This window comes from Streptomyces sp. CB02058 (genome assembly GCF_001905505.1).
Classification (GTDB): Bacteria; Actinomycetota; Actinomycetes; order Streptomycetales; family Streptomycetaceae; genus Streptomyces.
Window position 1 is genome coordinate 1,417,926 of the sequence record NZ_LIPG01000001.1, and the last position, 20,847, is coordinate 1,438,772.

The 20,847-nt window shown below is 70.0% G+C and carries 22 protein-coding genes and 5 tRNA genes; 17 read left to right on the top strand and 10 right to left on the bottom strand.

Features of this window, described 5'->3' with window-relative positions:
- Positions 1–124: 124 nt before the first annotated feature.
- From AMK10_RS06505 to AMK10_RS06520, 4 genes are all read right to left on the bottom strand, one after another.
- The gene (locus AMK10_RS06505; RefSeq protein ID WP_073745657.1) at positions 125–706 is read right to left on the bottom strand and encodes a GTP-binding protein; all 582 of its coding nucleotides are present in this window, start codon (positions 704–706) and stop codon (positions 125–127) included.
- The gene (locus AMK10_RS06510; protein ID WP_003966010.1) at positions 687–1,094 is read right to left on the bottom strand and encodes a DUF742 domain-containing protein; all 408 of its coding nucleotides are present in this window, start codon (positions 1,092–1,094) and stop codon (positions 687–689) included. Before AMK10_RS06510 ends, AMK10_RS06505 begins: the two co-directional genes overlap by 20 nt.
- A 134-nt stretch (positions 1,095–1,228) precedes the next feature.
- Positions 1,229–1,642, bottom strand: coding sequence for a roadblock/LC7 domain-containing protein (locus AMK10_RS06515; protein WP_006127850.1), 414 nt, complete (start codon positions 1,640–1,642; stop codon positions 1,229–1,231).
- 9 nt (positions 1,643–1,651) lie between these two features.
- Positions 1,652–5,308, bottom strand: coding sequence for a sensor histidine kinase (locus AMK10_RS06520; RefSeq protein WP_073745659.1), 3,657 nt, complete (start codon positions 5,306–5,308; stop codon positions 1,652–1,654).
- A 609-nt stretch (positions 5,309–5,917) separates the two neighbouring features.
- Between AMK10_RS06520 and AMK10_RS06525 the strand changes: the two genes are divergently transcribed.
- The 9 genes from AMK10_RS06525 to AMK10_RS06565 all read left to right on the top strand — a co-directional run bounded on the left by AMK10_RS06525 (position 5,918) and on the right by AMK10_RS06565 (position 9,870).
- Positions 5,918–6,100, top strand: a complete 183-nt coding sequence (locus AMK10_RS06525) for a hypothetical protein (protein ID WP_073745661.1) — start codon at positions 5,918–5,920, stop codon at positions 6,098–6,100.
- Between the two features lie 103 nt (positions 6,101–6,203).
- Positions 6,204–6,980 (top strand): fumarylacetoacetate hydrolase family protein, encoded by a 777-nt coding sequence (locus AMK10_RS06530; protein ID WP_073745663.1) that lies wholly within the window; start codon positions 6,204–6,206, stop codon positions 6,978–6,980.
- Positions 6,973–8,445 (top strand): glutamate--tRNA ligase, encoded by a 1,473-nt coding sequence (gltX, locus tag AMK10_RS06535; RefSeq protein ID WP_073745665.1) that lies wholly within the window; start codon positions 6,973–6,975, stop codon positions 8,443–8,445. The genes AMK10_RS06530 and gltX overlap by 8 nt, the downstream gene beginning before the upstream one ends.
- Before the next feature lie 156 nt (positions 8,446–8,601).
- Entirely contained in the window at positions 8,602–9,312 is a 711-nt protein-coding gene (locus tag AMK10_RS06540; protein WP_073745667.1) for an HAD family hydrolase, read from the top strand.
- Positions 9,313–9,397: 85 nt separating this feature from the next.
- Positions 9,398–9,469: transfer RNA gene (locus AMK10_RS06545), tRNA-Gln, on the top strand.
- A gap of 18 nt (positions 9,470–9,487) precedes the next feature.
- Positions 9,488–9,560, top strand: a tRNA-Glu gene (locus tag AMK10_RS06550).
- A gap of 60 nt (positions 9,561–9,620) precedes the next feature.
- Positions 9,621–9,693: transfer RNA gene (locus AMK10_RS06555), tRNA-Glu, on the top strand.
- 12 nt (positions 9,694–9,705) lie between these two features.
- Positions 9,706–9,777, top strand: a tRNA-Gln gene (locus AMK10_RS06560).
- 20 nt (positions 9,778–9,797) lie between these two features.
- Positions 9,798–9,870 (top strand) — tRNA-Glu (locus tag AMK10_RS06565).
- A gap of 230 nt (positions 9,871–10,100) precedes the next feature.
- Here AMK10_RS06565 and ndgR read toward each other — a convergent pair.
- On the bottom strand, positions 10,101–10,817 hold the full coding sequence (gene ndgR / locus AMK10_RS06570; protein ID WP_014048551.1) for an IclR family transcriptional regulator NdgR: 717 nt from the start codon (positions 10,815–10,817) through the stop codon (positions 10,101–10,103).
- 173 nt (positions 10,818–10,990) lie between these two features.
- Here ndgR and leuC point away from each other — a divergent pair, with 173 nt between their 5' ends.
- The 4 genes from leuC (at position 10,991) to AMK10_RS06590 (ending at position 14,142) form a co-directional block, all read left to right on the top strand.
- Positions 10,991–12,415 carry a 3-isopropylmalate dehydratase large subunit gene (leuC, locus tag AMK10_RS06575; protein ID WP_073745669.1) on the top strand — a complete coding sequence of 475 codons (1,425 nt, stop codon included), beginning with the start codon at positions 10,991–10,993 and terminating at the stop codon, positions 12,413–12,415.
- Between the two features lie 5 nt (positions 12,416–12,420).
- The gene (leuD, locus tag AMK10_RS06580; RefSeq protein ID WP_073745671.1) at positions 12,421–13,014 is read left to right on the top strand and encodes a 3-isopropylmalate dehydratase small subunit; all 594 of its coding nucleotides are present in this window, start codon (positions 12,421–12,423) and stop codon (positions 13,012–13,014) included.
- 104 nt (positions 13,015–13,118) lie between these two features.
- A complete protein-coding gene (locus tag AMK10_RS06585; protein WP_073745673.1) occupies positions 13,119–13,346 on the top strand; it encodes a hypothetical protein in 228 nt (75 codons plus the stop codon).
- Between the two features lie 142 nt (positions 13,347–13,488).
- Positions 13,489–14,142, top strand: coding sequence for an HU family DNA-binding protein (locus tag AMK10_RS06590; RefSeq protein WP_073745675.1), 654 nt, complete (start codon positions 13,489–13,491; stop codon positions 14,140–14,142).
- A gap of 81 nt (positions 14,143–14,223) precedes the next feature.
- On the opposite strand, the gene AMK10_RS06595 is transcribed toward AMK10_RS06590, so the two are convergent.
- Positions 14,224–14,427, bottom strand: a complete 204-nt coding sequence (locus AMK10_RS06595) for a hypothetical protein (RefSeq protein ID WP_073745677.1) — start codon at positions 14,425–14,427, stop codon at positions 14,224–14,226.
- Between the two features lie 10 nt (positions 14,428–14,437).
- Positions 14,438–15,121, bottom strand: coding sequence for a 2-phospho-L-lactate guanylyltransferase (cofC, locus tag AMK10_RS06600; protein WP_073745679.1), 684 nt, complete (start codon positions 15,119–15,121; stop codon positions 14,438–14,440).
- A gap of 150 nt (positions 15,122–15,271) precedes the next feature.
- Here cofC and AMK10_RS06605 point away from each other — a divergent pair, with 150 nt between their 5' ends.
- The 3 genes from AMK10_RS06605 to AMK10_RS06615 are packed head-to-tail and all read left to right on the top strand — an operon-like array spanning position 15,272 to position 18,262.
- Entirely contained in the window at positions 15,272–16,024 is a 753-nt protein-coding gene (locus AMK10_RS06605) for a lysophospholipid acyltransferase family protein (protein WP_073745681.1), read from the top strand.
- Positions 16,021–17,031, top strand: a complete 1,011-nt coding sequence (locus tag AMK10_RS06610) for an NAD(P)H-dependent glycerol-3-phosphate dehydrogenase (protein ID WP_073745682.1) — start codon at positions 16,021–16,023, stop codon at positions 17,029–17,031. The genes AMK10_RS06605 and AMK10_RS06610 overlap by 4 nt, the downstream gene beginning before the upstream one ends.
- A gap of 34 nt (positions 17,032–17,065) precedes the next feature.
- Entirely contained in the window at positions 17,066–18,262 is a 1,197-nt protein-coding gene (locus tag AMK10_RS06615; protein ID WP_073745683.1) for a D-alanine--D-alanine ligase family protein, read from the top strand.
- Between the two features lie 45 nt (positions 18,263–18,307).
- On the opposite strand, the gene AMK10_RS06620 is transcribed toward AMK10_RS06615, so the two are convergent.
- Together AMK10_RS06620 and AMK10_RS06625 are read right to left on the bottom strand one after the other, a co-directional pair.
- The gene (locus AMK10_RS06620) at positions 18,308–18,793 is read right to left on the bottom strand and encodes a DUF3515 domain-containing protein (protein ID WP_073745685.1); all 486 of its coding nucleotides are present in this window, start codon (positions 18,791–18,793) and stop codon (positions 18,308–18,310) included.
- Positions 18,794–18,813: 20 nt separating this feature from the next.
- Positions 18,814–19,047 carry an Lrp/AsnC family transcriptional regulator gene (locus AMK10_RS06625; RefSeq protein WP_033304016.1) on the bottom strand — a complete coding sequence of 78 codons (234 nt, stop codon included), beginning with the start codon at positions 19,045–19,047 and terminating at the stop codon, positions 18,814–18,816.
- A gap of 319 nt (positions 19,048–19,366) precedes the next feature.
- Between AMK10_RS06625 and AMK10_RS06630 the strand changes: the two genes are divergently transcribed.
- On the top strand, positions 19,367–20,338 hold the full coding sequence (locus tag AMK10_RS06630) for a thiamine-phosphate kinase (RefSeq protein ID WP_073745687.1): 972 nt from the start codon (positions 19,367–19,369) through the stop codon (positions 20,336–20,338).
- A gap of 146 nt (positions 20,339–20,484) precedes the next feature.
- On the opposite strand, the gene rpmB is transcribed toward AMK10_RS06630, so the two are convergent.
- The gene (rpmB, locus tag AMK10_RS06635; RefSeq protein WP_026171429.1) at positions 20,485–20,670 is read right to left on the bottom strand and encodes a 50S ribosomal protein L28; all 186 of its coding nucleotides are present in this window, start codon (positions 20,668–20,670) and stop codon (positions 20,485–20,487) included.
- Positions 20,671–20,847: the final 177 nt, after the last annotated feature.

Consider the following 20,847-nt stretch of genomic DNA (forward strand, 5'->3'; position numbering starts at 1 on the left):
CGTGTATCGGCGAGGGGCCAATTCTCTGTCGAAATGTTATGAACGCGGGGGCGGATCGTGTCAAAGGACACAGGCCGCCCCCGCGTGACTACAGCAAGTTCCGTAGATCCATTCCGACTTACGGCTACTTCAGCCGGGCCATCAGTGCGTGCTCGACCAGAGTGATCAGACCGCTCTTGGCGTCCGCACGGTGCCGGGCGTCGGTCGTGATGATCGGGGCGTCGGGCCCGATCTGGAGTGCTTCGCGTACTTCGTCGGGGGTGTAGGGCTGGTGTCCGTCGAAGCCGTTGAGGGCGATGACGAAGGGGAGGCCGCTGTTCTCGAAGTAGTCGACTGCGGGGAAGCAGTCGGCGAGGCGGCGGGTGTCGACGAGGACGACGGCGCCGATGGCGCCGCGGACCAGGTCGTCCCACATGAACCAGAAGCGGTCCTGTCCGGGGGTGCCGAACAGGTAGAGGATCAGGTCCTGGTCCAGGGTGATGCGTCCGAAGTCCATGGCCACCGTGGTGGTGGTCTTGTCCCCGGTGTGGGTCAGGTCGTCGATGCCCGCGGACGCGGACGTCATCACGGCTTCGGTGCGCAGCGGATTGATCTCCGAAACGGCACCGACAAACGTGGTCTTACCCACGCCGAAGCCCCCTGCCACCACGATCTTCGCCGAGGTGGTGGAGCGGGCCGTACCGTCGCTAGAGCTTGCGAAGTCCACTGAGCACCCTTTCGAGCAGTGTCACATCCGGCGCGCCGCCGGCCTCTCCGTTGCCCGGCTGGTGGATGGCCACCATGCCGGCTTCCGCCAGGTCCGCCACGAGGATCCGCGCCACACCCAGGGGCATGGACAGCAGGGCCGAGACCTCGGCCACCGACTTGACCTCACGGCACAGGTGGCAGATCCGCTGGTGCTCGGGGAGCAGCGTCCCGAGGTGGGCGGGGTCCGCGGTGGTGCTGACCAGCGCCTCTATCGCGAGCTGGTAACGCGGCCGGGTCCGGCCGCCGGTCATGGCATAGGGACGGACCAGCGGCTGATCGCCTTCACCGTCGTACGACGCGTGGTGCAGTGCGCCGTACGGATCGGGTGAGGCGGGTGGCGGGGTCATAAATCCTCCGGGCGTGACAGCAGGGTGTCGGCTTGCCGTCTGAAGGTGGCCGGTGAGGGGCTGTGGCGGCCGGACGGGTGAGGGTTTTGAGTAGTACCTGGGGGGATCGTGTCAGGTGTCTGCCGCATGGCCGCTCAGTGGAGCAGACTTCCTTGTAGCTCGGCGCGGAGGTCAGGGGTGAGGACGGTCCCCGCACGGTCGACGAGCAGGGCCATCTCGTACCCGACCAGGCCGATGTCGGCGTCCGGGTGGGCGAGGACGGCGAGCGACGATCCGTCGGAGATGGACATGAGGAAGAGGAATCCCCGCTCCATCTCCACGACCGTCTGGCTCACGGCGCCGCCTTCGAAGATCCGGGAGGCACCCGCGGTCAGCGACGTCAGCCCGGAGGCGACGGCCGCCAGCTGATCTGCGCGGTCGCGCGGGAAACCTTCGGACATCGCCAGCAGCAGGCCATCCGCGGAGACCACCACCGTGTGGGACACCCCTGGGGTGTTGTCCACGAAGTTGGTGATCAGCCAGTTCAGATTCTGCGCGGCCTGACTCATGGGGCTCAACTAACGCTCCTGCTGGTGAGTGGGGCCGAGTTGGAAACTGCCGGTAGACGAGCCGTTGTTGGCCTGTCGTCCCTGCTGGATGCCCCGGCGGAGATTGGTCAGACGGCCGCGTACGTCATCGGGCGCACGCGAAACCTGAGGTCCGGACTGATGATTCTGCTGCTGAGCAGTGCCCGGCACCAAATTGGCACGTGGGACGCGGCGCGGCAGTCCGGAGGTGGTGATCCCGCCGGCGGCGGGCTTCTTGACCCGCTCCGCCTGCCGCACGAGCTCGTCGTTCGGCGAAGCACGCCACGAACCGGTGTCGGCCGCACCACGCCTGGGCATGGGCGGAGCCGGGCTGTCGGCGGGCCGGGGAGCGGCCGGTTCCTGCGGCTCGGCGGGCGGCTGCTGGCCACCCTGCTGCGGGCCGTGGAACCAGTTCGTCTCCAGCGTGTCGTACAGCGGCGTACGTCCGTCACCGGGACCGGCCGGCGGCAGCACCTCGGGCTGCTGCGGCAGGGCGGGACGGCGCGGCGGCTCACCCGCGGAGGGTGCGGGCGGGCGCGGGGCGCCGAAGTCGTCGCCCCGACGGGGCGCCGGCATCTGCGGCTGCTGCGGGGCCTGGGCGCCGAAGCCCTGGTCCTGCGGCCTCGGGGCGTTGAAGTCCGGGCGGGCGAACTGCGCGGTGCTCGCCGGGTCCTGGGCCTGCGGAGCCTGGGGCGCGTGCGGTGCCGAGAAGTCCGGGCGGGCGAACTCGGCCGTGGCGCCGGGGCCCTGGCGGTCGTTCGTCGGCGGACGCTGGTTCGGCGGGGTGAACGGCTGGTTCGGGGCGGACGTGCCCGGCCGGGCGAACCGGCCGGAGTCGTGCTCCTCATGACCGCGCGGCGCGTCCGGCTGCGTACGCCGCGGAGCACCCTGCTCCTCGACGCCCCAGCTGGTGGTCTGCGGACGCTGGGGCTGCGGGTTGCCACCGGGCAGTTCGGCGCGCGGACCGCCGGGCGGCGGCAGCTGGCGTCCGGGACCACCGGGCTGCTGCGGGCCGCCCTGGCCGAGCTGGGCCTGCTGGGCCTGCGGGTTCTGGCGCGCGGGCGGGCCGCTCTGCTGGCCGGAGTGGCCGAAGAGGTTGGGCCTGTCCGAGTCCGCACCGGCCGGAGGGTTCTGCGGGCCTCGCGCGCCCGGACGGGCACCGCCCGAGAAGGCGCCGGCGAGGCCGCCGCCCTGACGCGGACCCTCGGGCCTGCCCTGGCCCGGCAGTCCGGGAGCCTGCTGGCCGGGGCCCTGCTGCGGCTGACGCGGTCCGCCGTCGCGCGAGGGAAGCGCGGCACGCGGCGCGGAGCCCGCACCGACCTGCCCGAGCGGGGCGGCCGATCCGATTCCCTTGGCGGGAGCCGACGCCGGCCCCCCGAGACCGGGGCGCTGGCCGCCCGCGGGAGCACCGCCGCCGGCGAGGAGCCCGCCCGGGGCGCCGCCCTGCGGGGCGCCCTTGCCCTGCTGGCCCTGACCCGGCTTCGGCGGCTGCTTGCCGCCGTGCGCGACCTCCATGGGCAGCATGACCAGCGCGGTCGTACCACCGGAGTCGGAGGGCCGCAGCTGGATGCGGATGCCGTGACGCAGGGACAGCCGGCCGACCACGAACAGACCCATGCGGCGCGAGACCGAGACGTCCACGGTGGGCGGCGACGCGAGCCGCTCGTTGATCGCGGCCAGGTCCTCGGGGGAGAGGCCGATGCCGGTGTCGTGGATCTCGACGAGCACGCGCCCGTCGGGCAGCGCGTGACCGGTGACCCGGACCTTGGTCTGCGGCGAGGAGAACGACGTGGCGTTCTCCAGCAGCTCGGCGAGGAGGTGCACGAGGTCGTTGACGACGCGGCCGGCGACTTCGGTGGCGGGCACCGCGGCCAGTTCGATGCGCTCGTACTGCTCCACCTCGGAGGCGGCGGCACGGAGTACGTCGACCAGCGGCACGGGACGCGTCCACCGGCGACCCGGCTCCTCGCCCGCGAGGACGAGGAGGTTCTCGCCGTTACGGCGCATACGGGTGGCGAGGTGGTCGAGCTTGAAGAGCGAGGACAGCTGGTCCGGGTCGGCCTCGCGGGACTCCAGCTCGGAGATGAGCGAGAGCTGGCGCTGGATGAGGCCCTGCGAACGGCGCGAGAGGTTGGTGAACATCGCGTTGACGTTGCCTCGCAGCAGCGCCTGCTCGGCGGCCAGTCGGACCGCCTCGCGGTGCACGTCGTCGAAGGCCGCGGCCACCTGGCCGATCTCGTCCCGGGAGTGCACACCGACCGACTCGACGGAGGTGTCGACGTCCTGCGGGTCCGTCTCGGAGAGCTGCCGGACGAGCTCCGGCAGACGGTCCTGGGCGACCCGGGTGGCGGTGTCCTGGAGGCGCCGCAGCGAGCGGATCATGGACCGCGCCACGACGAAGGCGCCGACGAGCGACACGCCGAGGACGATCAGGATGATCGCACCGTTGAGGATCGCGTCGCGCTGCGACTCCTCACGGAGCTCGCGGGCCTTGCTCTCCATCTCACCGAGGAGGGTCGCCTCGATGGTGTTCATGGCCTGGATCTTGTTCGAGCTCTGGTCGAACCAGTCCATGTACGTACGGGTCTTGCCGCTGCCCTCCATGCCCAGGGGGCTGTCGAGCACCTTCCTGGCGTACATGTCGGCGGCGGTGATCTCGGGATTCCCGTTGTCCAGCGGCGCCAGCAGCTCGGCGGAGCTCTTGCCCGTGGACTCGTAGGTCGTCTCGAAGGTCTTGAGGGTCGTGCTCGCCTTGTTGAGCGCGTTGCGCCCGAACGCCTGGTCGTTGTCGTTCAGGTGCGTCTTGGTGCTGTCGCCGCCGGGCAGGGCCGCGGCGATGATGGCGCGCTCGACGGAGGCGTACTCCTTGGAGGAGGAGAAGGCCGCCAGCGCACGGGTGCGCTTGATCATCTCCGGGTTGCTGGTCGCCTGCGCCATGTCCTGCGAGAGGCTGAGCAGCGAGGTGATCAACTGGCTGTACTGGTCGACCGTGTTGAGGCTCGGGCTGCCCTTGGCGTACGCGTCCTTGCGGATGCTGGTGATGTTGCCCAGCTGGTTGCCGATCTGGCTGACGCTCGCGTGGATGCTGTCCAGCGCCGCGTCGCCCGGGGTGTTGCCGATCTCGTCGGTGGCCTCGAAGAAGGCGGCCTTGGCGCGGTCGGTGCGCTTGCGCGGCTCGGTGACCTTGAAGTCGGTGGCCTTCACGCCGTTGGACAGCGGGCCCGCCGAGTTGTCGCGCTCCTCCTGGAGCGCCTTGGCGAGCGCGGTCGCCTGCTTGGTCATCTTGGTGAGCAGCTGCATGTGCTCCAGCTGGTCCATGTTGTTCATGGACTCGTTGATGCGCAGCCCGCCCAGGGTGGTCGCCGCGACCACGGGGAGGGCGAGCAGGGAGACCAGGCGCGTGCTGATGCGCCAGTTGCGCAGGGCCATCCGCGAGCCGGCGCTGGTCGGGCCCGCCGGCTTCAGGGGCGCCGCTGCCTCGCCGCTGCCGGTGCTCGTCGAGCCGGAGCGTTGTGCGCGGTCGCCGCTCTCGGCGGGCTGACCGGGGTTCTGGGCGTGCTGGGGTGAGGAACCGCGGTCGTTCCCGCCACGCGGTTCCTGATCCGCCGGAGCTTCCCCTCGGCCCTGGCGGGGCTGGGGCGACCCCATGCCATCCCTCTTGAAACGTCCCTGCACTAGCGTCGCAACCTCTGGACCAGGCGCCCCTCCGCGCGTGGGCACGGCAGGACGGTGTCGGCGTCGTGGGGCGCTGGACGCGCCCCATGGTGGTCGTGAGTGACCGGCGTACTTCCCCCTCCCGCCGCCACTCGGCGCTGCGTTGCGCCCCTGCGCGCTGGGCCTGAAACCCGCGGCGGTGCGTGGAATTCCAGCACAGTGGAGGATCTCCAACAAGGCCCGTGTACCGGGCTGTGACCTGGATGACACGGTGTGATGGGCACGTAACAAGGTGTGCGGCGTGTTCATGGTCAAACCGGGCAATTAAGGGTGGACTTCCTCGTCGCGACCGGTGTCCCAGACGCGATGATCGGGAGCGGAATAGCAGATTCAGTGACGGATTGTCGGGTTTGCATCCCATGATCAACTGTCTGCAATGGGCGTTTTGTCGTCAACTTCGTGAGCAAACTCACATGATGATCGCCGTCTCATCCCGGCCACGGTGGGGAATCGGATGTTTAGCCTGGCGCTTTACAGGGATAGCGAATCCGACAACCGGCGCACCTCCGGGCAGCGCCCCAGTGACAAGGGTCCACACGGCAGATGAAGACGACGATGACCTTCCGCAACATTGCCAACCCCCGGCGCACCACGCTCGCGCACCTCGAGGACGCCGAGACGCTGCAGACGCCGGAGCAGCGGGAGCACGCCGTCGACCTGCCCACCCAGACCGCCAACCCGCGCCGCACCATCCTCATGGAAGCCCCGGTCGCGGCGGCGCAGTGACCCTCCGGTCCCGGCCGTGACGCGCACAGCCGTCCCCCTCGCGAAGCGCTAGCCTGGAGCGTCAGTCTTCAGCCAGCCAGCAAGTGAGGGGCGACAGCATCCCGTGCGCATCGCCAGGTTCTCCATCGACGGCAATGTCGCCTTCGGCGCGGTCGAGGGCGACAGCCCCGACAGCCTCGTCCTCGACATCATCAAGGGCATCCCGTACGCCGACTTCGAGCTCTCCGGGACCAAGGTCCCGCTGAGCAAGGTCCGGCTGCTGCCGCCCGTGCTTCCCAACAAGGTCGTGGCCATCGGCCGCAACTACGCGGAGCACGCCGCCGAAATGGGCAACGAGGTCCCGGATGTGCCCGTCGCCTTCTTCAAGCCCACCACCTCGGTGATCGGCGCCGGCGACTCGATCGAGTTCCCCTCCTTCTCGGAGGAACTGCACCACGAGGCCGAGCTCGCCGTGGTGATCGGCCGCATGTGCCGCGAGGTTCCGCGTGAGCGCGTCAAGGACGTCGTCTTCGGCTACACCTGCGCCAACGACGTCACCGCGCGTGACGTCCAGCGCCGCGAGAGGCAGTGGGCCAGGGCGAAGGGGTTCGACACCTCCTGCCCGCTCGGCCCCTGGGTGGAGACCGACCTCGACCCCGGCAACCTGGCCATCCAGGCCACGGTCAACGGCGAACAACGCCAGCTCGGCCGGACGAGCGACATGATCCGCTCCGTCGAGGACCTGGTCGTCCACATCACGGAAGCCATGACGCTGCTCCCGGGCGACGTGATCCTCACCGGAACCCCCGCAGGAGTCGGACCCCTGCACGTCGGCGACGAGGTCGCCGTCACCATCGAAGGCATCGGCACTCTCACCAACAAGGTGATCAAGCGTGGCTAACGCACCTGTCCGTGTACGTTTCTGTCCCTCCCCGACCGGCAACCCCCACGTGGGTCTGGTCCGGACGGCTCTCTTCAACTGGGCCTTCGCACGGCACCACCAGGGCACCCTGGTCTTCCGCATCGAGGACACCGACGCCGCCCGGGACTCCGAGGAGTCCTACCAGCAGCTCCTCGACTCGATGCGCTGGCTCGGCCTGGACTGGGACGAGGGCCCCGAGATCGGCGGCCCGCACGAGCCGTACCGCCAGTCGCAGCGGATGGACCTCTACAAGGACGTGGCCGCCAAGCTCCTGGACGCCGGGCACGCGTACCACTGCTACTGCACCACCGAGGAGCTCGACGCCCGCCGCGACGCCGCCCGCGCGGCCGGCAAGCCGTCGGGCTACGACGGGCACTGCCGCGACCTGAGCGACGAGCGGAAGGCGGCGTACGAGGCCGAGGGCCGCACCTCGATCGTCCGCTTCCGGATGCCCGACGAGGCCATCACCTTCACCGACCTGGTCCGTGGCGACATCACCGTCCAGCCGGAGAACGTGCCGGACTACGGCATCGTCCGCGCCAACGGCGCCCCGCTCTACACGCTGGTCAACCCGGTCGACGACGCCCTGATGGAGATCACCCACGTCCTGCGCGGCGAGGACCTGCTCTCCTCCACCCCGCGCCAGATCGCGCTCTACCGGGCGCTGATCGAGCTGGGCGTCGCCAAGGACACCCCGGCCTTCGGCCACCTCCCGTACGTCATGGGGGAGGGCAACAAGAAGCTCTCCAAGCGTGACCCGCAGGCCTCGCTCAACCTCTACCGCGAGCGCGGCTTCCTGCCCGAGGGGCTGCTCAACTACCTCTCGCTGCTCGGCTGGTCGATCGCCGAGGACCGTGACATCTTCGGCCGCGACGAGCTGGTGGCCGCGTTCGACATCGCGGACGTCAACGCCAACCCGGCGCGCTTCGACCTCAAGAAGGCCGAGCACATCAACGCCGAGCACCTGCGCATGCTCGACGTGAAGACCTTCACCGAGGCCTGCGGCCCCTGGCTGAAGGCGCCCTTCGCCCCGTGGGCGCCCGAGGCCTTCGACGCGGCGATGTTCGCCGAGATCGCCCCGCACGCCCAGACGCGTGTGACGGTTCTCTCGGACATCACGGCCAACGTGGACTTCCTCTTCCTGGACGAGCCCGTCGAGGACGAGGCGTCCTGGGCGAAGGCCATGAAGGAGGGCTCCGACGCCCTGCTCGTCACGGCCCGCGCCGAGCTGACCGCCGCCGAGTGGAACGCCGAGGCGCTCAAGGCGGCCGTTCTCGCCGCCGGCGAGAAGCACGGCCTGAAGCTGGGCAAGGCGCAGGCCCCGGTCCGGGTGGCCGTCACCGGCCGCACGGTCGGCCTGCCGCTCTTCGAGTCCCTGGAGATCCTGGGCCGAGAGAAGACGATCGCCCGCATCGACGCGGCGCTGGTCAAGCTCGCCGCGTAACGCCGTACGCGCACCGGAGGCCGGGTTCCCCACGGGGAAGCCCGGCCTCAGGCCGTTCAGGGCGCCGGAGCGGCCGTGGAGGCCCGTGGCGGAGCGCGGTCTCCCGCTTCCCGTGTTCCGGCTTCTCTGCGTTCTCGGGCGGGTAGGTTCGCCGACATGGTGATTCGCGCGGTCCTCTGGGACGTGGACGACACGATCTTCGACTACGCGGGCTCGGACCGGACCGGCCTGCTGCGGCATCTGCGGGCGGAAGGGCTGGCCGACAGTGACGAGGACCACCACGGCCGCTGGATGCGCATCGCCTCCGTCCACTGGAAGCGCGTCGCCGCCGGGGAATCCGACTGGCCCGCGCACTGCCGGGACCGGGTGCGGGAGTTCCTGGAGGCGGAGCTGAGCGACGAGGACGCCGACGCGTGGTTCGGCCGGTACGTCGGGCACTACGAGAGCTCCTGGGAGCTGTTCCCGGACGCCGTGCCCGTGCTCGACGCGCTGGCCGCCACGCACCGGCACGCGATCCTGTCGAACTCCTCCGTCGACCACCAGGAGCGCAAGCTGCGGGCCCTCGGTGTGCGCGACCGTTTCGAGGTCCTGCTGTGCGCGCAGGAGCTCGGCGTCTACAAGCCGGACGCCAGGGCCTTCCGCACGGCCTGCGAGGCGCTGGAGCTCGATCCGCACGAGGTCGTCTACGTCGGTGACCAGCCGGACATCGACGCCGCCGGAGCCGTGGCCGCGGGTCTCGCCGGTGTGTGGCTGGACCGGCGCGGACGGGGCGGGCGCCCCGAACTGGTCCGGATCACGGGCCTCGACGAGCTCCCCGGGCTGCTGGCGGGCCATACCCGTTTTGGAGCGCCGGACACCTTCGGGTAATGTTCTTCCTGCGCCGCCCGAGCGGGCCGAAAGATCCGGCCGGGAAGCGCAGACAGGAACAAGACCCTCAGGGGTTGCGTTTCATTGGGCTATGGTGTAATTGGCAACACTACGGTTTCTGGTACCGTCATTCTAGGTTCGAGTCCTGGTAGCCCAGCGCAAGACCGAGTAACAAGCCCCCGTTGTGTAGCGGCCTAGCACGCTGCCCTCTCACGGCAGTAGCGCCGGTTCGAATCCGGTCGGGGGTACAGATCCTTCCCGCGAGAACACCTGGGTCGCACCCACGTTTTCGATGCAGGATCGCTAGGGCCCCCGTTGTGTAGCGGCCTAGCACGCTGCCCTCTCACGGCAGTAGCGCCGGTTCGAATCCGGTCGGGGGTACTTGTCACACCATGGGCTATGGTGTAATTGGCAACACTACGGTTTCTGGTACCGTCATTCTAGGTTCGAGTCCTGGTAGCCCAGCGCAAGTCAGCAGTAACCACGCCCCCGTTGTGTAGCGGCCTAGCACGCTGCCCTCTCACGGCAGTAGCGCCGGTTCGAATCCGGTCGGGGGTACAACAGAGCACAACGGCAAGGCCCTTCACTCCGGTGAAGGGCTTTTCTCGTGTTCCCGGCGTGCACGGGGGAGTTGGGGAGACGTGCGGCCACTTCCCCTACGGGACGGGCCTGTTGATGCGAGGAGGGGGCCGCCACGACGCTGGGGCGGCCTCGGAGAGGAAACGTGAGCAGAAGAAGGGGTGCGGGCCTCGGCCTCGTACGGCGGAGGGTGTGGCCCTTCAGCGGCTTCAGCCCGTGCGGCGCAGGGCCTCGCTCAGCCGCGCGGCCGAGTCGATGACGGCCTGGGCGTGCATCCGGCCCGGGTGGCGGGTGAGGCGCTCGATCGGCCCGGAGACGGACACCGCGGCGACCACACGGTTCGACGGCCCGCGCACGGGGGCGGAGACCGAGGCGACGCCCGGCTCGCGCTCGCCGATCGACTGGGCCCAGCCGCGGCGCCGTACGCCCGAGAGCGCCGTCGCCGTGAAGCGGGCGCCCTGGAGGCCGCGGTGCAGACGCTCGGGCTCCTCCCAGGCCATGAGGATCTGGGCGGAGGAGCCCGCCTTCATGGTGAGGGTCGAGCCGACCGGCACGGTGTCCCGCAGTCCGGACAGCCGCTCCGCGGCGGCCACGCAGATGCGCATGTCGCCCTGCCGGCGGTAGAGCTGCGCGCTCTCGCCCGTGATGTCGCGCAGATGTGTGAGTACGGGTCCGGCCGTCGCCAGGAGGCGGTCCTCGCCGGCCGCGGCCGCGAGCTCCGCGAGCCGGGGGCCGAGAATGAAACGGCCCTGCATGTCCCTCGCCACCATGCGGTGGTGTTCGAGTGCCACGGCCAGTCTGTGTGCCGTGGGCCGTGCGAGCCCTGTCGCCGCGACCAGCCCGGCGAGGGTGGCCGGACCGGACTCCAGGGCGCTCAATACCAGAGCTGCCTTGTCGAGAACGCCGACGCCGCTAGAGTTGTCCATACGACGATACTCGCGTCTCACTCTGTGAAACGCAAGTTCAATTTTCCCCGGAAGTTGCGAACCTGTACAGGCGGCCGTACAACGGCCCGCAGCCACCGCCCCGGTCGGGGGTCCGGGCGGCGGCACCCGAATCTCTAGTTGGGCCGGCGAAGACGCCGGCCGGAGGGAAAGCGATGGGTAGGACACTCGCGGAGAAGGTCTGGGACGACCACGTCGTCCGGCGCGCCGATGGCGAGCCCGACCTCCTCTTCATCGATCTGCACCTGCTGCACGAGGTGACCAGCCCGCAGGCGTTCGACGGCCTGCGCCAGGCCGGCCGCCCGGTTCGGCGTCTCGACCTCACCATCGCCACCGAGGACCACAACACCCCGACCCTCGACATCGACAAGCCGATCGCCGACCCGGTCTCCCGTGCCCAGCTGGAGACCCTGCGCAAGAACTGCGCGGAGTTCGGCGTGCGGCTGCACCCGCTGGGGGACGTCGAGCAGGGCGTCGTGCACGTGGTCGGCCCGCAGCTCGGCCTGACCCAGCCCGGCACCACCGTCGTCTGCGGCGACTCGCACACCTCCACCCACGGCGCCTTCGGGGCGCTGGCCTTCGGTATCGGCACCAGCCAGGTCGAGCACGTCCTGGCCACCCAGACGCTGCCGCTGGCCCGCCCGCGGACCATGGCGATCACCGTCGAGGGCGAACTCCCCGAGAGCGTCACCGCCAAGGACCTGATCCTGGCGATCATCGCCCGGATCGGCACCGGCGGCGGCCAGGGCTACATCCTCGAATACCGCGGCTCCGCCATCGACAAGCTCTCGATGGAGGCCCGGATGACCATCTGCAACATGTCGATCGAGGCCGGTGCCCGCGCGGGCATGATCGCCCCCGACGAGACCACCTTCGCCTATCTGCGCGGCCGTGACCACGCCCCCGAGGGCAAGGACTGGGACGCCGCCGTCGAGTACTGGAAGACGCTGCGCACCGACGACGACGCCGTCTTCGACGCCGAGGTCGTCATCGACGGAGCCTCGCTCGCCCCGTTCGTCACCTGGGGCACCAACCCGGGCCAGGGCGCGCCGCTGTCGGCCAACGTCCCCGACCCCGCTTCGTACGAGGACGCCTCGGAGCGCCACGCGGCCGAAAAGGCGCTGGAGTACATGGGGTTGACCGCGGGCCAGCCGCTGCGCGAGATCAGCGTGGACACCGTCTTCGTAGGTTCGTGCACCAACGGACGCATCGAGGACCTGCGCAACGCCGCCTCGGTCCTGGACGGCCGCAAAGTCGCCGACGGCGTACGGATGCTGGTCGTCCCGGGCTCCGTCCGGGTCGCCCTCCAGGCCGTCGAGGAGGGCCTGGACAAGGTCTTCACCGCCGCCGGCGCCGAATGGCGGCACGCGGGCTGCTCGATGTGCCTCGGCATGAACCCCGACCAGCTGGCCCCCGGCGAGCGCTCCGCCTCCACCTCGAACCGCAACTTCGAGGGCCGGCAGGGCAAGGGCGGCCGCACCCACCTGGTGTCCCCGCAGGTCGCCGCCGCCACCGCCGTGCTGGGCCATCTGGCCTCGCCCGCCGACCTGTCCGACGCCCGTACGCCCGCCGGAGTCTGAGAGCCATGGAAGCATTCACCGCACACACCGGCCGTGCCGTCCCGCTGCGCCGCAGCAACGTCGACACCGACCAGATCATCCCCGCGCACTGGCTGAAGAAGGTCACCCGCGACGGCTTCGAGGACGGCCTCTTCGAGGCCTGGCGCAAGGACGAGAACTTCGTCCTCAACCGCCCCGAGCGCAAGGGCGCCTCGGTCCTGGTCGCCGGTCCCGACTTCGGCACGGGTTCCTCCCGTGAGCACGCCGTCTGGGCCCTCCAGAACTACGGCTTCAAGGCCGTCATCTCCTCGCGCTTCGCCGACATCTTCCGGGGCAACTCCCTGAAGAACGGTCTGTTGACCGTCGTGCTCGACCAGAAGGTCGTCGACAGCCTGTGGGGGCTGACCGAGGCCGACCCGACCGCCGAGGTCACCGTCGACCTGGAGAAGAGGCAGGTCCTCGCGGAGGGAATCACGGCCGACTTCGAGCTCGACGAGAACGCCCGCTGGCGACTGCTGAACGGCCTCGACGACATCAGCCTCACCCTTCAGAACGAAGCGGACATTGCGACTTATGAGGCGGCCAGGCCGTCCCACAAGCCGCGCACAATTGTCGCCTGATCAGCGCTTTTCCCGAACTGCGCCCTCTGCCTTCCGGCAGGGGGCGCAGTCGCTTGTTGAGACCCCCTCGGGCGACAACTCGCCCCAGATGGCACAATCGGTGCATGGAACGCGACAGCCAACTCGAGCTCTATGGCCACGTCGCCGACCGATTGAAGGAAGCGCACACAAGGGTGCGCTCACTGCAAGTCCCGGAGGGCGTACGGATGGCGCTGTCCCGGAAGCTGTTGGCCGTCACGGCCGCGGCTAAGCACGATCTCCCAGGCGCGGCAAGGCGTCTGGACCGGTTGATGAAGGACCTCGATGAGGGCCGATTCCCCGAAGGTGACTGACTCTGCGGACAGCGCAGCGGTCGACTTCGTTGCGGCACTAGGGTGATTAGCCCGTTTCGTGTTTGATTTGCGGTATATATCTGCCTAACGTGCGAAAAAGCCTGAACAGTTTCGTTCCGGCAATGTCTCCGAAGGGGAAGACGTGAACAAGGCGCAGCTCGTAGAAGCGATTGCCGACAAGGTCGGCGGCCGTCAGCAGGCCGCAGACGCTGTCGACGTGGTACTCGACGCGATCGTCCGTGCGGTCGTCGCGGGGGACCGTGTCTCGGTCACCGGCTTCGGTTCGTTCGAGAAGGTCGACCGTCCCGCCCGGTACGCCCGCAACCCGCAGACGGGCGAGCGCGTACGGGTCAAGAAGACCTCCGTCCCCCGTTTCCGCGCGGGACAGGGCTTCAAGGACCTGGTGAGCGGCTCCAAGAAGCTCCCCAAGAACGACGTGGCCGTGAAGAAGGCGCCCAAGGGCAGCCTCTCGGGCGGTTCTTCCACCCGCACGACGGCGAAGGCGGCCGCGAAGAAGGCCACCGCCAAGAAGGCCACGGCCCGCAAGACCACGGCGGCGGCGGCGAAGAAGACGACCGCGGCCAAGAAGACCACCGCCAAGAAGACCACCGCGGCGGCGAAGAAGACGACCGCGGCGGCGAAGAAGGCGACCCCGGCGAAGAAGACGACGGCCACGAAGAAGACCGTCGCCGCCAAGACCGCGCCCGCCAAGAAGACCACGGCGAAGAAGGCGCCCGCGAAGAAGACCACGGCACGCAAGACCACCGCCAAGAAGGTCACCGCACGCAAGAAGTGAGACCGGGCACCGCTCGTTCTCTTACGCGCCGGGCCGGGCTCCCCTCGGGGAGCCCGGCCCGCGGGCTGTTCAGGGGGGTTTTCAGAGCGTCTGGAGCGTCACCAGGGTGATCCGGAGCGAAGCGCCCGCACCCTCGGTCTCGATCCGCACCCGCTGCCCCGGACGCAGCAGCCTGAGCCCGCCCGCGTCGAAGGCGGGTGCGTCGAAGTCCACCGGGGTGCCGTCGTCGAGGAGCACGCTGCCGGTGCGCGTCCCGGGGTCGTACGTGAACGAGGTCGCCTGCATGAACGGCAGCCTATCGGTCCCCGGCGGACACCAGCGGAGCCGCTGGGCCGGCCGTGAACCGCCCCACCCCCAGGGCCAGCGCTGCCGCCAGGTCCTCGCCCGTGTCCACGTCCCTGCGGACCGAATCGAGACCGGGCAGCGGGACCTCCACCGCCCCCGACGCCAGATGCCTCGCCCGGGACGCGCCGCCGAAGGCGGGCCTCAATTCCACACCCGGTGCGGCGGAAAGGAAAGTGGTACCGATTCCCTGGGCGTCCGCGACAAATACACGGGGGAATTCCGCCGCGAAATCGAGCACCCGAGCCAATTCCTCCGGGCGCAGCGCGGGAAGGTCCGCGTTCAGTACCGCGACCGCCGCTTCCCCCCGCCTCGCACGCACCGAACGCGCGCCGTGCTCCAGCGCCGCGTTGAGCCCGGCCGCGGGGGTGTCGGCCAGTGTGCGCGCGCCGAGCGCGGCCAGCGCCGCTCCCGCCGCGGGATCGTCCGTGACGACCACCACATCCCCCACGGCCCGGCAGGACAGCGCGGCCGACACCGTGTCCTGGGCGAACGCCAGGGCGAGACGCGGACGCAGATCCCCGCCCACCGCCCGGCCCAGCCTGCTCTTGGCCCGTGCGAGCGGTTTCAGCGGGACGACCAGGGACCAGGGGCCGGTCGGGTCGGTGTTCGTGGCGATCTCCCCCTCCGTACGCATCAGGACTTATTCTCGCCTGCCGGTACGACAACCCGGAGGTCCGCCCCCACGGGTGAGGCGTACGGTGTTCTCCACACAGCAGCAGGGGCCCGGACGGGCAGCAGCGCCGCCGCCCCCGCAGCAGGTCAGTTCCTAGAGGAAGGCGTCCGAGTGTCCCGCCCCAGAATCGGCTTCTGGTACCGCCTGGCTGCGGTCATCGCAAAACCGCCCCTGGTGGTTCTGTTCAAGCGCGACTGGCGGGGAATGGAACACATTCCGGCCGAGGGCGGATTCATCACGGCGGTCAATCACAACTCGTATCTGGACCCGCTGTCGTACGGGCATTTCCAGTACAACACCGGACGCGTCCCGCGGCTGCTCGCCAAGGCGGGCCTGTTCAGGACGCCGTTCGTCGGAATGATCCTGCGCGGCACCGGGCAGATCCCCGTCTACCGCGAGTCGACCAACGCGCTCGACGCCTTCCGCGCCGCCGTCGACGCCATCGAGCGGGGCGAATGCGTCGCCTTCTACCCGGAGGGCACGCTCACCCGGGACCCCGACATGTGGCCGATGGCCGGCAAGACGGGCGCCGCCCGCGTCGCGCTGATGACCAAGGCCCCCGTCATCCCCGTCGCCCAGTGGGGCGCCAACCTCGCGATGCCTCCGTACGCCAAGGAGAACAAGCTCCAGCTGTTCCCCCGCAAGACCCTGCGGGTCCAGGCGGGACCGCCGGTCGACCTCTCCCGTTACTACGGCCTCGAACCGACGCCCGACGTCCTGCGCCAGGCGACCGAGACCATCATGGCCGCCGTCACCGCCCAGCTCGAAGAGGTACGCGGCGAGAAGGCCCCCGCCGAGCTCTACGATCACCGCAAGGCCCGTGCTGAACAGCGGCGCAAGGCAGAGGGAAAGGGAACCACGTGACGCACCCCGCCAAGGCGGCCGTCTTCGGGACCGGCTCATGGGGTACGGCCTTCGGCATGATCCTCGCCGACGCGGGCTGCGAGGTCACCCTCTGGGGACGTCGTGCCGAGGTCGCCGAGGCCGTCAACACGACCCGTACCAACCCGGAGTACCTGCCGGGGATCGAGCTCCCCGCCTCGATCCGGGCCACCACCGATGCCGCCGAGGCCCTGCGCGGCGCCGACTTCGCGGTCCTGGTGGTGCCCTCCCAGACGCTGCGGGCCAACCTCGCCGACTGGACACCGCACCTGGAGTCCAAGACGGTCCTGGTCTCCCTCATGAAGGGCGTCGAACTCGGCACCGCCAAGCGGATGAGCGAGGTCGTCGAGGACGTCACCGGGGTCACCGCCGACCGCATCGCCGTTGTCACGGGACCCAACCTCGCCAAGGAGATCGCCGAACGCCGCCCCGCCGCGGCCGTCGTCGCCTGCTCGGACGAGACCGTCGCCCAGCGCCTCCAGGCCGCCTGCCACACCTCGTACTTCCGGCCGTACACCAACACCGACGTGGTCGGCTGCGAGCTCGGCGGCGCCGTGAAGAACGTCATCGGCCTCGCCGTGGGCATCGCCGACGGAATGGGCCTCGGCGACAACGCCAAGGGCTCGCTCATCACCCGCGGCCTCGCCGAGACCACCCGCCTGGGACTCGCCATGGGCGCCGACCCGCTCACCTTCTCCGGACTGGCCGGACTCGGCGACCTGGTGGCCACCTGCTCCTCGCCGCTGTCGCGCAACCACACCTTCGGGACCAACCTGGGACGCGGGATGACGCTCCAGGAGACCGTCGCCGTCACGAGCCAGACCGCCGAGGGCGTCAAGTCCTGCGAATCGGTGCTCGATCTGGCGCGCAGGTACGGCGTCGACATGCCCATCACCGAGACGGTCGTCGGGATCGTCCACGAGGGCAAGTCGCCGGTGGTCGCGGTCAAGGAGCTGATGTCGCGCAGCGCCAAGCCCGAGCGGCGCTGACTCGAGCCCTACCAGCAGGTACGCTCATCGCGATATGAGCAGCCAGAACCTCCCCCAGCGCCCCGAGAGCCCCCAGAGCTCCGAGCAGAGCTCCGCGCAGGGCTCCGAGCAGCGCCGTAAGCCGCGTGTGGCCGTCGTGTTCGGTGGCCGCAGCTCCGAACACGGCATCTCGGTCGTCACCGCCGGTGCCATCATGAGCGCCATCGACCGGACGAAGTACGACGTCCTGCCGATCGGCATCACCAGGGACGGGCGGTGGGTCCTCACGTCCGACGACCCGGCCCGCATGGCCATCACGGACCGCCGGGTGCCCGACGTGGAGCAGCTGGCCGAGTCCGCGCGGGGCGCGGTCGCGCTCTCCGTCGACCCCGGCAACCGCGACGTCGTCGTCGGCGAGCCGGGTGCGGTCCCCACGGTCCTCGGCGAGGTCGACGTCGTCTTCCCGATGCTCCACGGCCCCTACGGCGAGGACGGCACCCTCCAGGGGCTCCTGGAGCTCTCCGGTGTGCCGTACGTCGGCGCGGGAGTCCTGTCCTCGGCCGTCGGCCAGGACAAGGAGTACATGAAGCGGGTGTTCATCTCCTTCGGGCTGCCGGTCGGCCCGTACGAGGTCGTCCGCCCCCGGGAGTGGGAGTCGGACCGCCCCGCCGCCCGCAAGCGCATCATGGAGTTCGCCGCCGAGCACGGCTGGCCGCTCTTCGTGAAGCCCGCCCGCGGCGGCTCCTCCGTGGGCATCACCAAGGTCGACGACGCCGCCGGGCTCGACGAGGCGATCGAGGAGGCCCGCAGGCACGACCCGAAGTTCCTCGTGGAGTCCCTGCTGCGCGGCCGTGAGATCGAGTGCGGCGTGCTGGAGTTCGAGGACGGACCGCGCGCCAGCGTGCCCGCCGAGATCCCGCCGGTGACCGCACACGACTTCTACGACTTCGAGGCCAAGTACATCGACTCGGCGGCCGGCCTCGTGCCCGCGCCGCTCACCGACGAGGAGACCGCCGAGGTCCAGCGGCTGGCCGTCGACGCCTTCGAGGCCGCCTCCTGCGAGGGCCTGGTGCGCGCCGACTTCTTCCTCACCGAGGACGGCACGTTCGTCATCAACGAGATCAACACCATGCCGGGCTTCACACCGATCTCGATGTACCCGCGCATGTGGCAGGCGAGCGGCGTGGACTACCCGGAGCTGGTGGACCGGCTGATCACGTCCGCGCTGAACCGCCCCACGGGCCTGCGCTGACCGAGGGCCTCCCGGGCCGGACGGTCGTCCCGTCCGGGGCGGCTGTCAGAGGCTCTCGGGGACGGTCTTCTTCACGGCTACTGCGAACGCCGACAGAGGGGTGATGTCATGGGCGTACTCCGTCCCGAGCGTCACCTCGACATACGCCTTGCGGTAGGTCGTCGTGAACCGCGGACCGGCGTCATCGCGCTGCTCCAGCAGCCAGTTGACGCCGTCCGCGTCCACACCCTTGGCCTGGGAATCGTCCATCTTCGCGGGCCGGGGGACTCCGCAGCGCAGTACGATCGCCCCGTCCCCCCAGCCGGCGGTCAGGTCCGAGTCCGGTGAGGGATCACTCCGTTCCAGACCCGCTACCTTCTCCGGCAGCTCCTCGTGCAGTGCCTCGCAGTATCCGGCGGCCTCCGACGACGGCGTGGGAACCGCCACCGAGGGCTGTGAGCCGGTGGAACAGCCCGCCGCTGCCAGGACGAACAGGGCGGCGGACGGGGCGAGGACACGGGACCTGGGGGACCGGCGGCGGATGTGAGTCACCGGACCAGCGTAGACAGGGGTCAGAGGTGGACGACCGGGCAGGTCAGCGTACGTGTGATGCCGTCCACCTGCTGGACCTTGGCGACCACCATGCGGCCGAGCGCGTCCACCGTGTCGGCCTGTGCGCGCACGATCACGTCGTAGGGCCCTGTGACGTCCTCTGCCTGGATCACTCCCGGGAGCTTGGCGATGGTCTCGGCGACGGTCGACGCCTTGCCCACCTCGGTCTGGATAAGGATGTACGCCTGTACCACGGAACCTCCAGGGCGGCCACGAGGATCATGTGGGGGAAAGGGACGCCACGTTATCGCGTTGCCGCGCGCCGCGGGGAGACCTACGGCCGGTTGACGCCCACAGCGTGGCGCTCGCACCACAGAAGTTGACGTATCTCTTGACGGTACCGACAGCAGTTGGGGCTCGCGACCGCAAGCCCACCGAGGCGGAAGGGGGACGGTGATGCCTGTACGCAACGGGGCCGCGGCCCTTCGTGGGCACGTCGTCCACGGTCCGGACCGCCGGCCGTTGAAGCAGCCCGGACAGGTGTCCGGTGCGATAGATGAGAGGTGACACTCGGTGAAGGGAACCGTGGGCGAGTTGGGGGAGTTCGGGCTCATCAGAGAGCTCACGTCCCGGCTCACCACCACTCCGGCGGTACGACTGGGACCCGGCGACGACGCCGCGGTCGTGGCCGCTCCCGACCGCAGGGTCGTGGCCAGTACGGACATCCTGCTGGAAGGGCGGCACTTCCGCCGCGACTGGTCGACCGCGTACGACGTCGGCCGCAAGGCCGCCGCGCAGAACCTCGCCGACATCGCGGCCATGGGCGCCGTGCCCACGGCGCTGCTGCTCGGCCTCGTCGTACCGGCCGACCTCCCGGTCACCTGGGCCGCCGAGCTGATGGACGGGCTGCGCGACGAGTGCCAGGTCGCCGGTGCCGCCGTGGTCGGCGGTGACGTCGTCGGCGGCGACACCATCACCGTCGCGATCACCGCGCTGGGTGACCTGCGCAACCACGAACCCGTCACCCGGGCCGGCGCCCGGCCCGGCGACGTCGTGGCCGTCACCGGCTGGCTCGGCTGGTCCGCCGCCGGATTCGCCGTGCTCTCGCGCGGGTTCCGCTCACCCCGCGCCTTCGTCGAGGCCCACCGGCGCCCCGAACCGCCCTACCACGCGGGCCCCGCGGCCGCGGGGCTCGGCGCCACGGCCATGACCGACGTCAGCGACGGACTCGTCGCCGACCTCGGGCACATCGCCGAGGCCAGCAAGGTCCGCATCGACCTGAGGTCCGGGCTCATCGACATCCCCTCGCAGATGTCCGACATCGGGCAGGCCGTCGGGGTCGACCCGCTGCAGTGGGTGCTCACCGGGGGAGAGGACCACGCGATCGTGGCGACGTTCCCGTCCGACGTGAAGCTCCCCGCCCGCTGGAAGGTGATCGGCGAGGTCCTCAACCCCTCGGCGCTGCCCCAGGTCACCGTGGACGGTGCCCCCTGGACCAGCAAGGGCGGCTGGGACCACTTCGGCTCCATCGAGGACGCCCAGTAGGCCACGGGTCCGCTTCCCGCCGCCGCCCGGAACCGGTCCGGCGGCGGGAAGCGGCCCGCGCCCCCCGGCCGGGCACAGCAAAAAGCCGGTCCACCGAGGTGGACCGGCTTTTTGGGCAACCGGAAGGCTGCGCTACGACGGGGACGTCAGCGCGCGACCTTGCCGGCCTTGATGCACGAGGTGCAGACGTTGAGCCGCTTCGGCGTCCGACCGACCACGGCACGCACGCGCTGGATGTTGGGATTCCAGCGACGGGACGTACGGCGGTGCGAGTGCGAAATGTTGTTGCCGAAGCTCGGCCCCTTGCCGCAAACGTCGCAGTTGGCAGCCACGGGTCACTCCAAAGACTTCAGATGCACTTACAGTGAATTCCGGCGCGCCGGAATCATTTTACTGAAGTGGCGGTACCGGAGGAATGGCCCGACTCTCGTCGGGCAACCGAAGCAGCATACAACGGCTGCCCCGGGGATACGAAACTACCACGGCTCGCGGGGCCCTCCGTCCCGCAC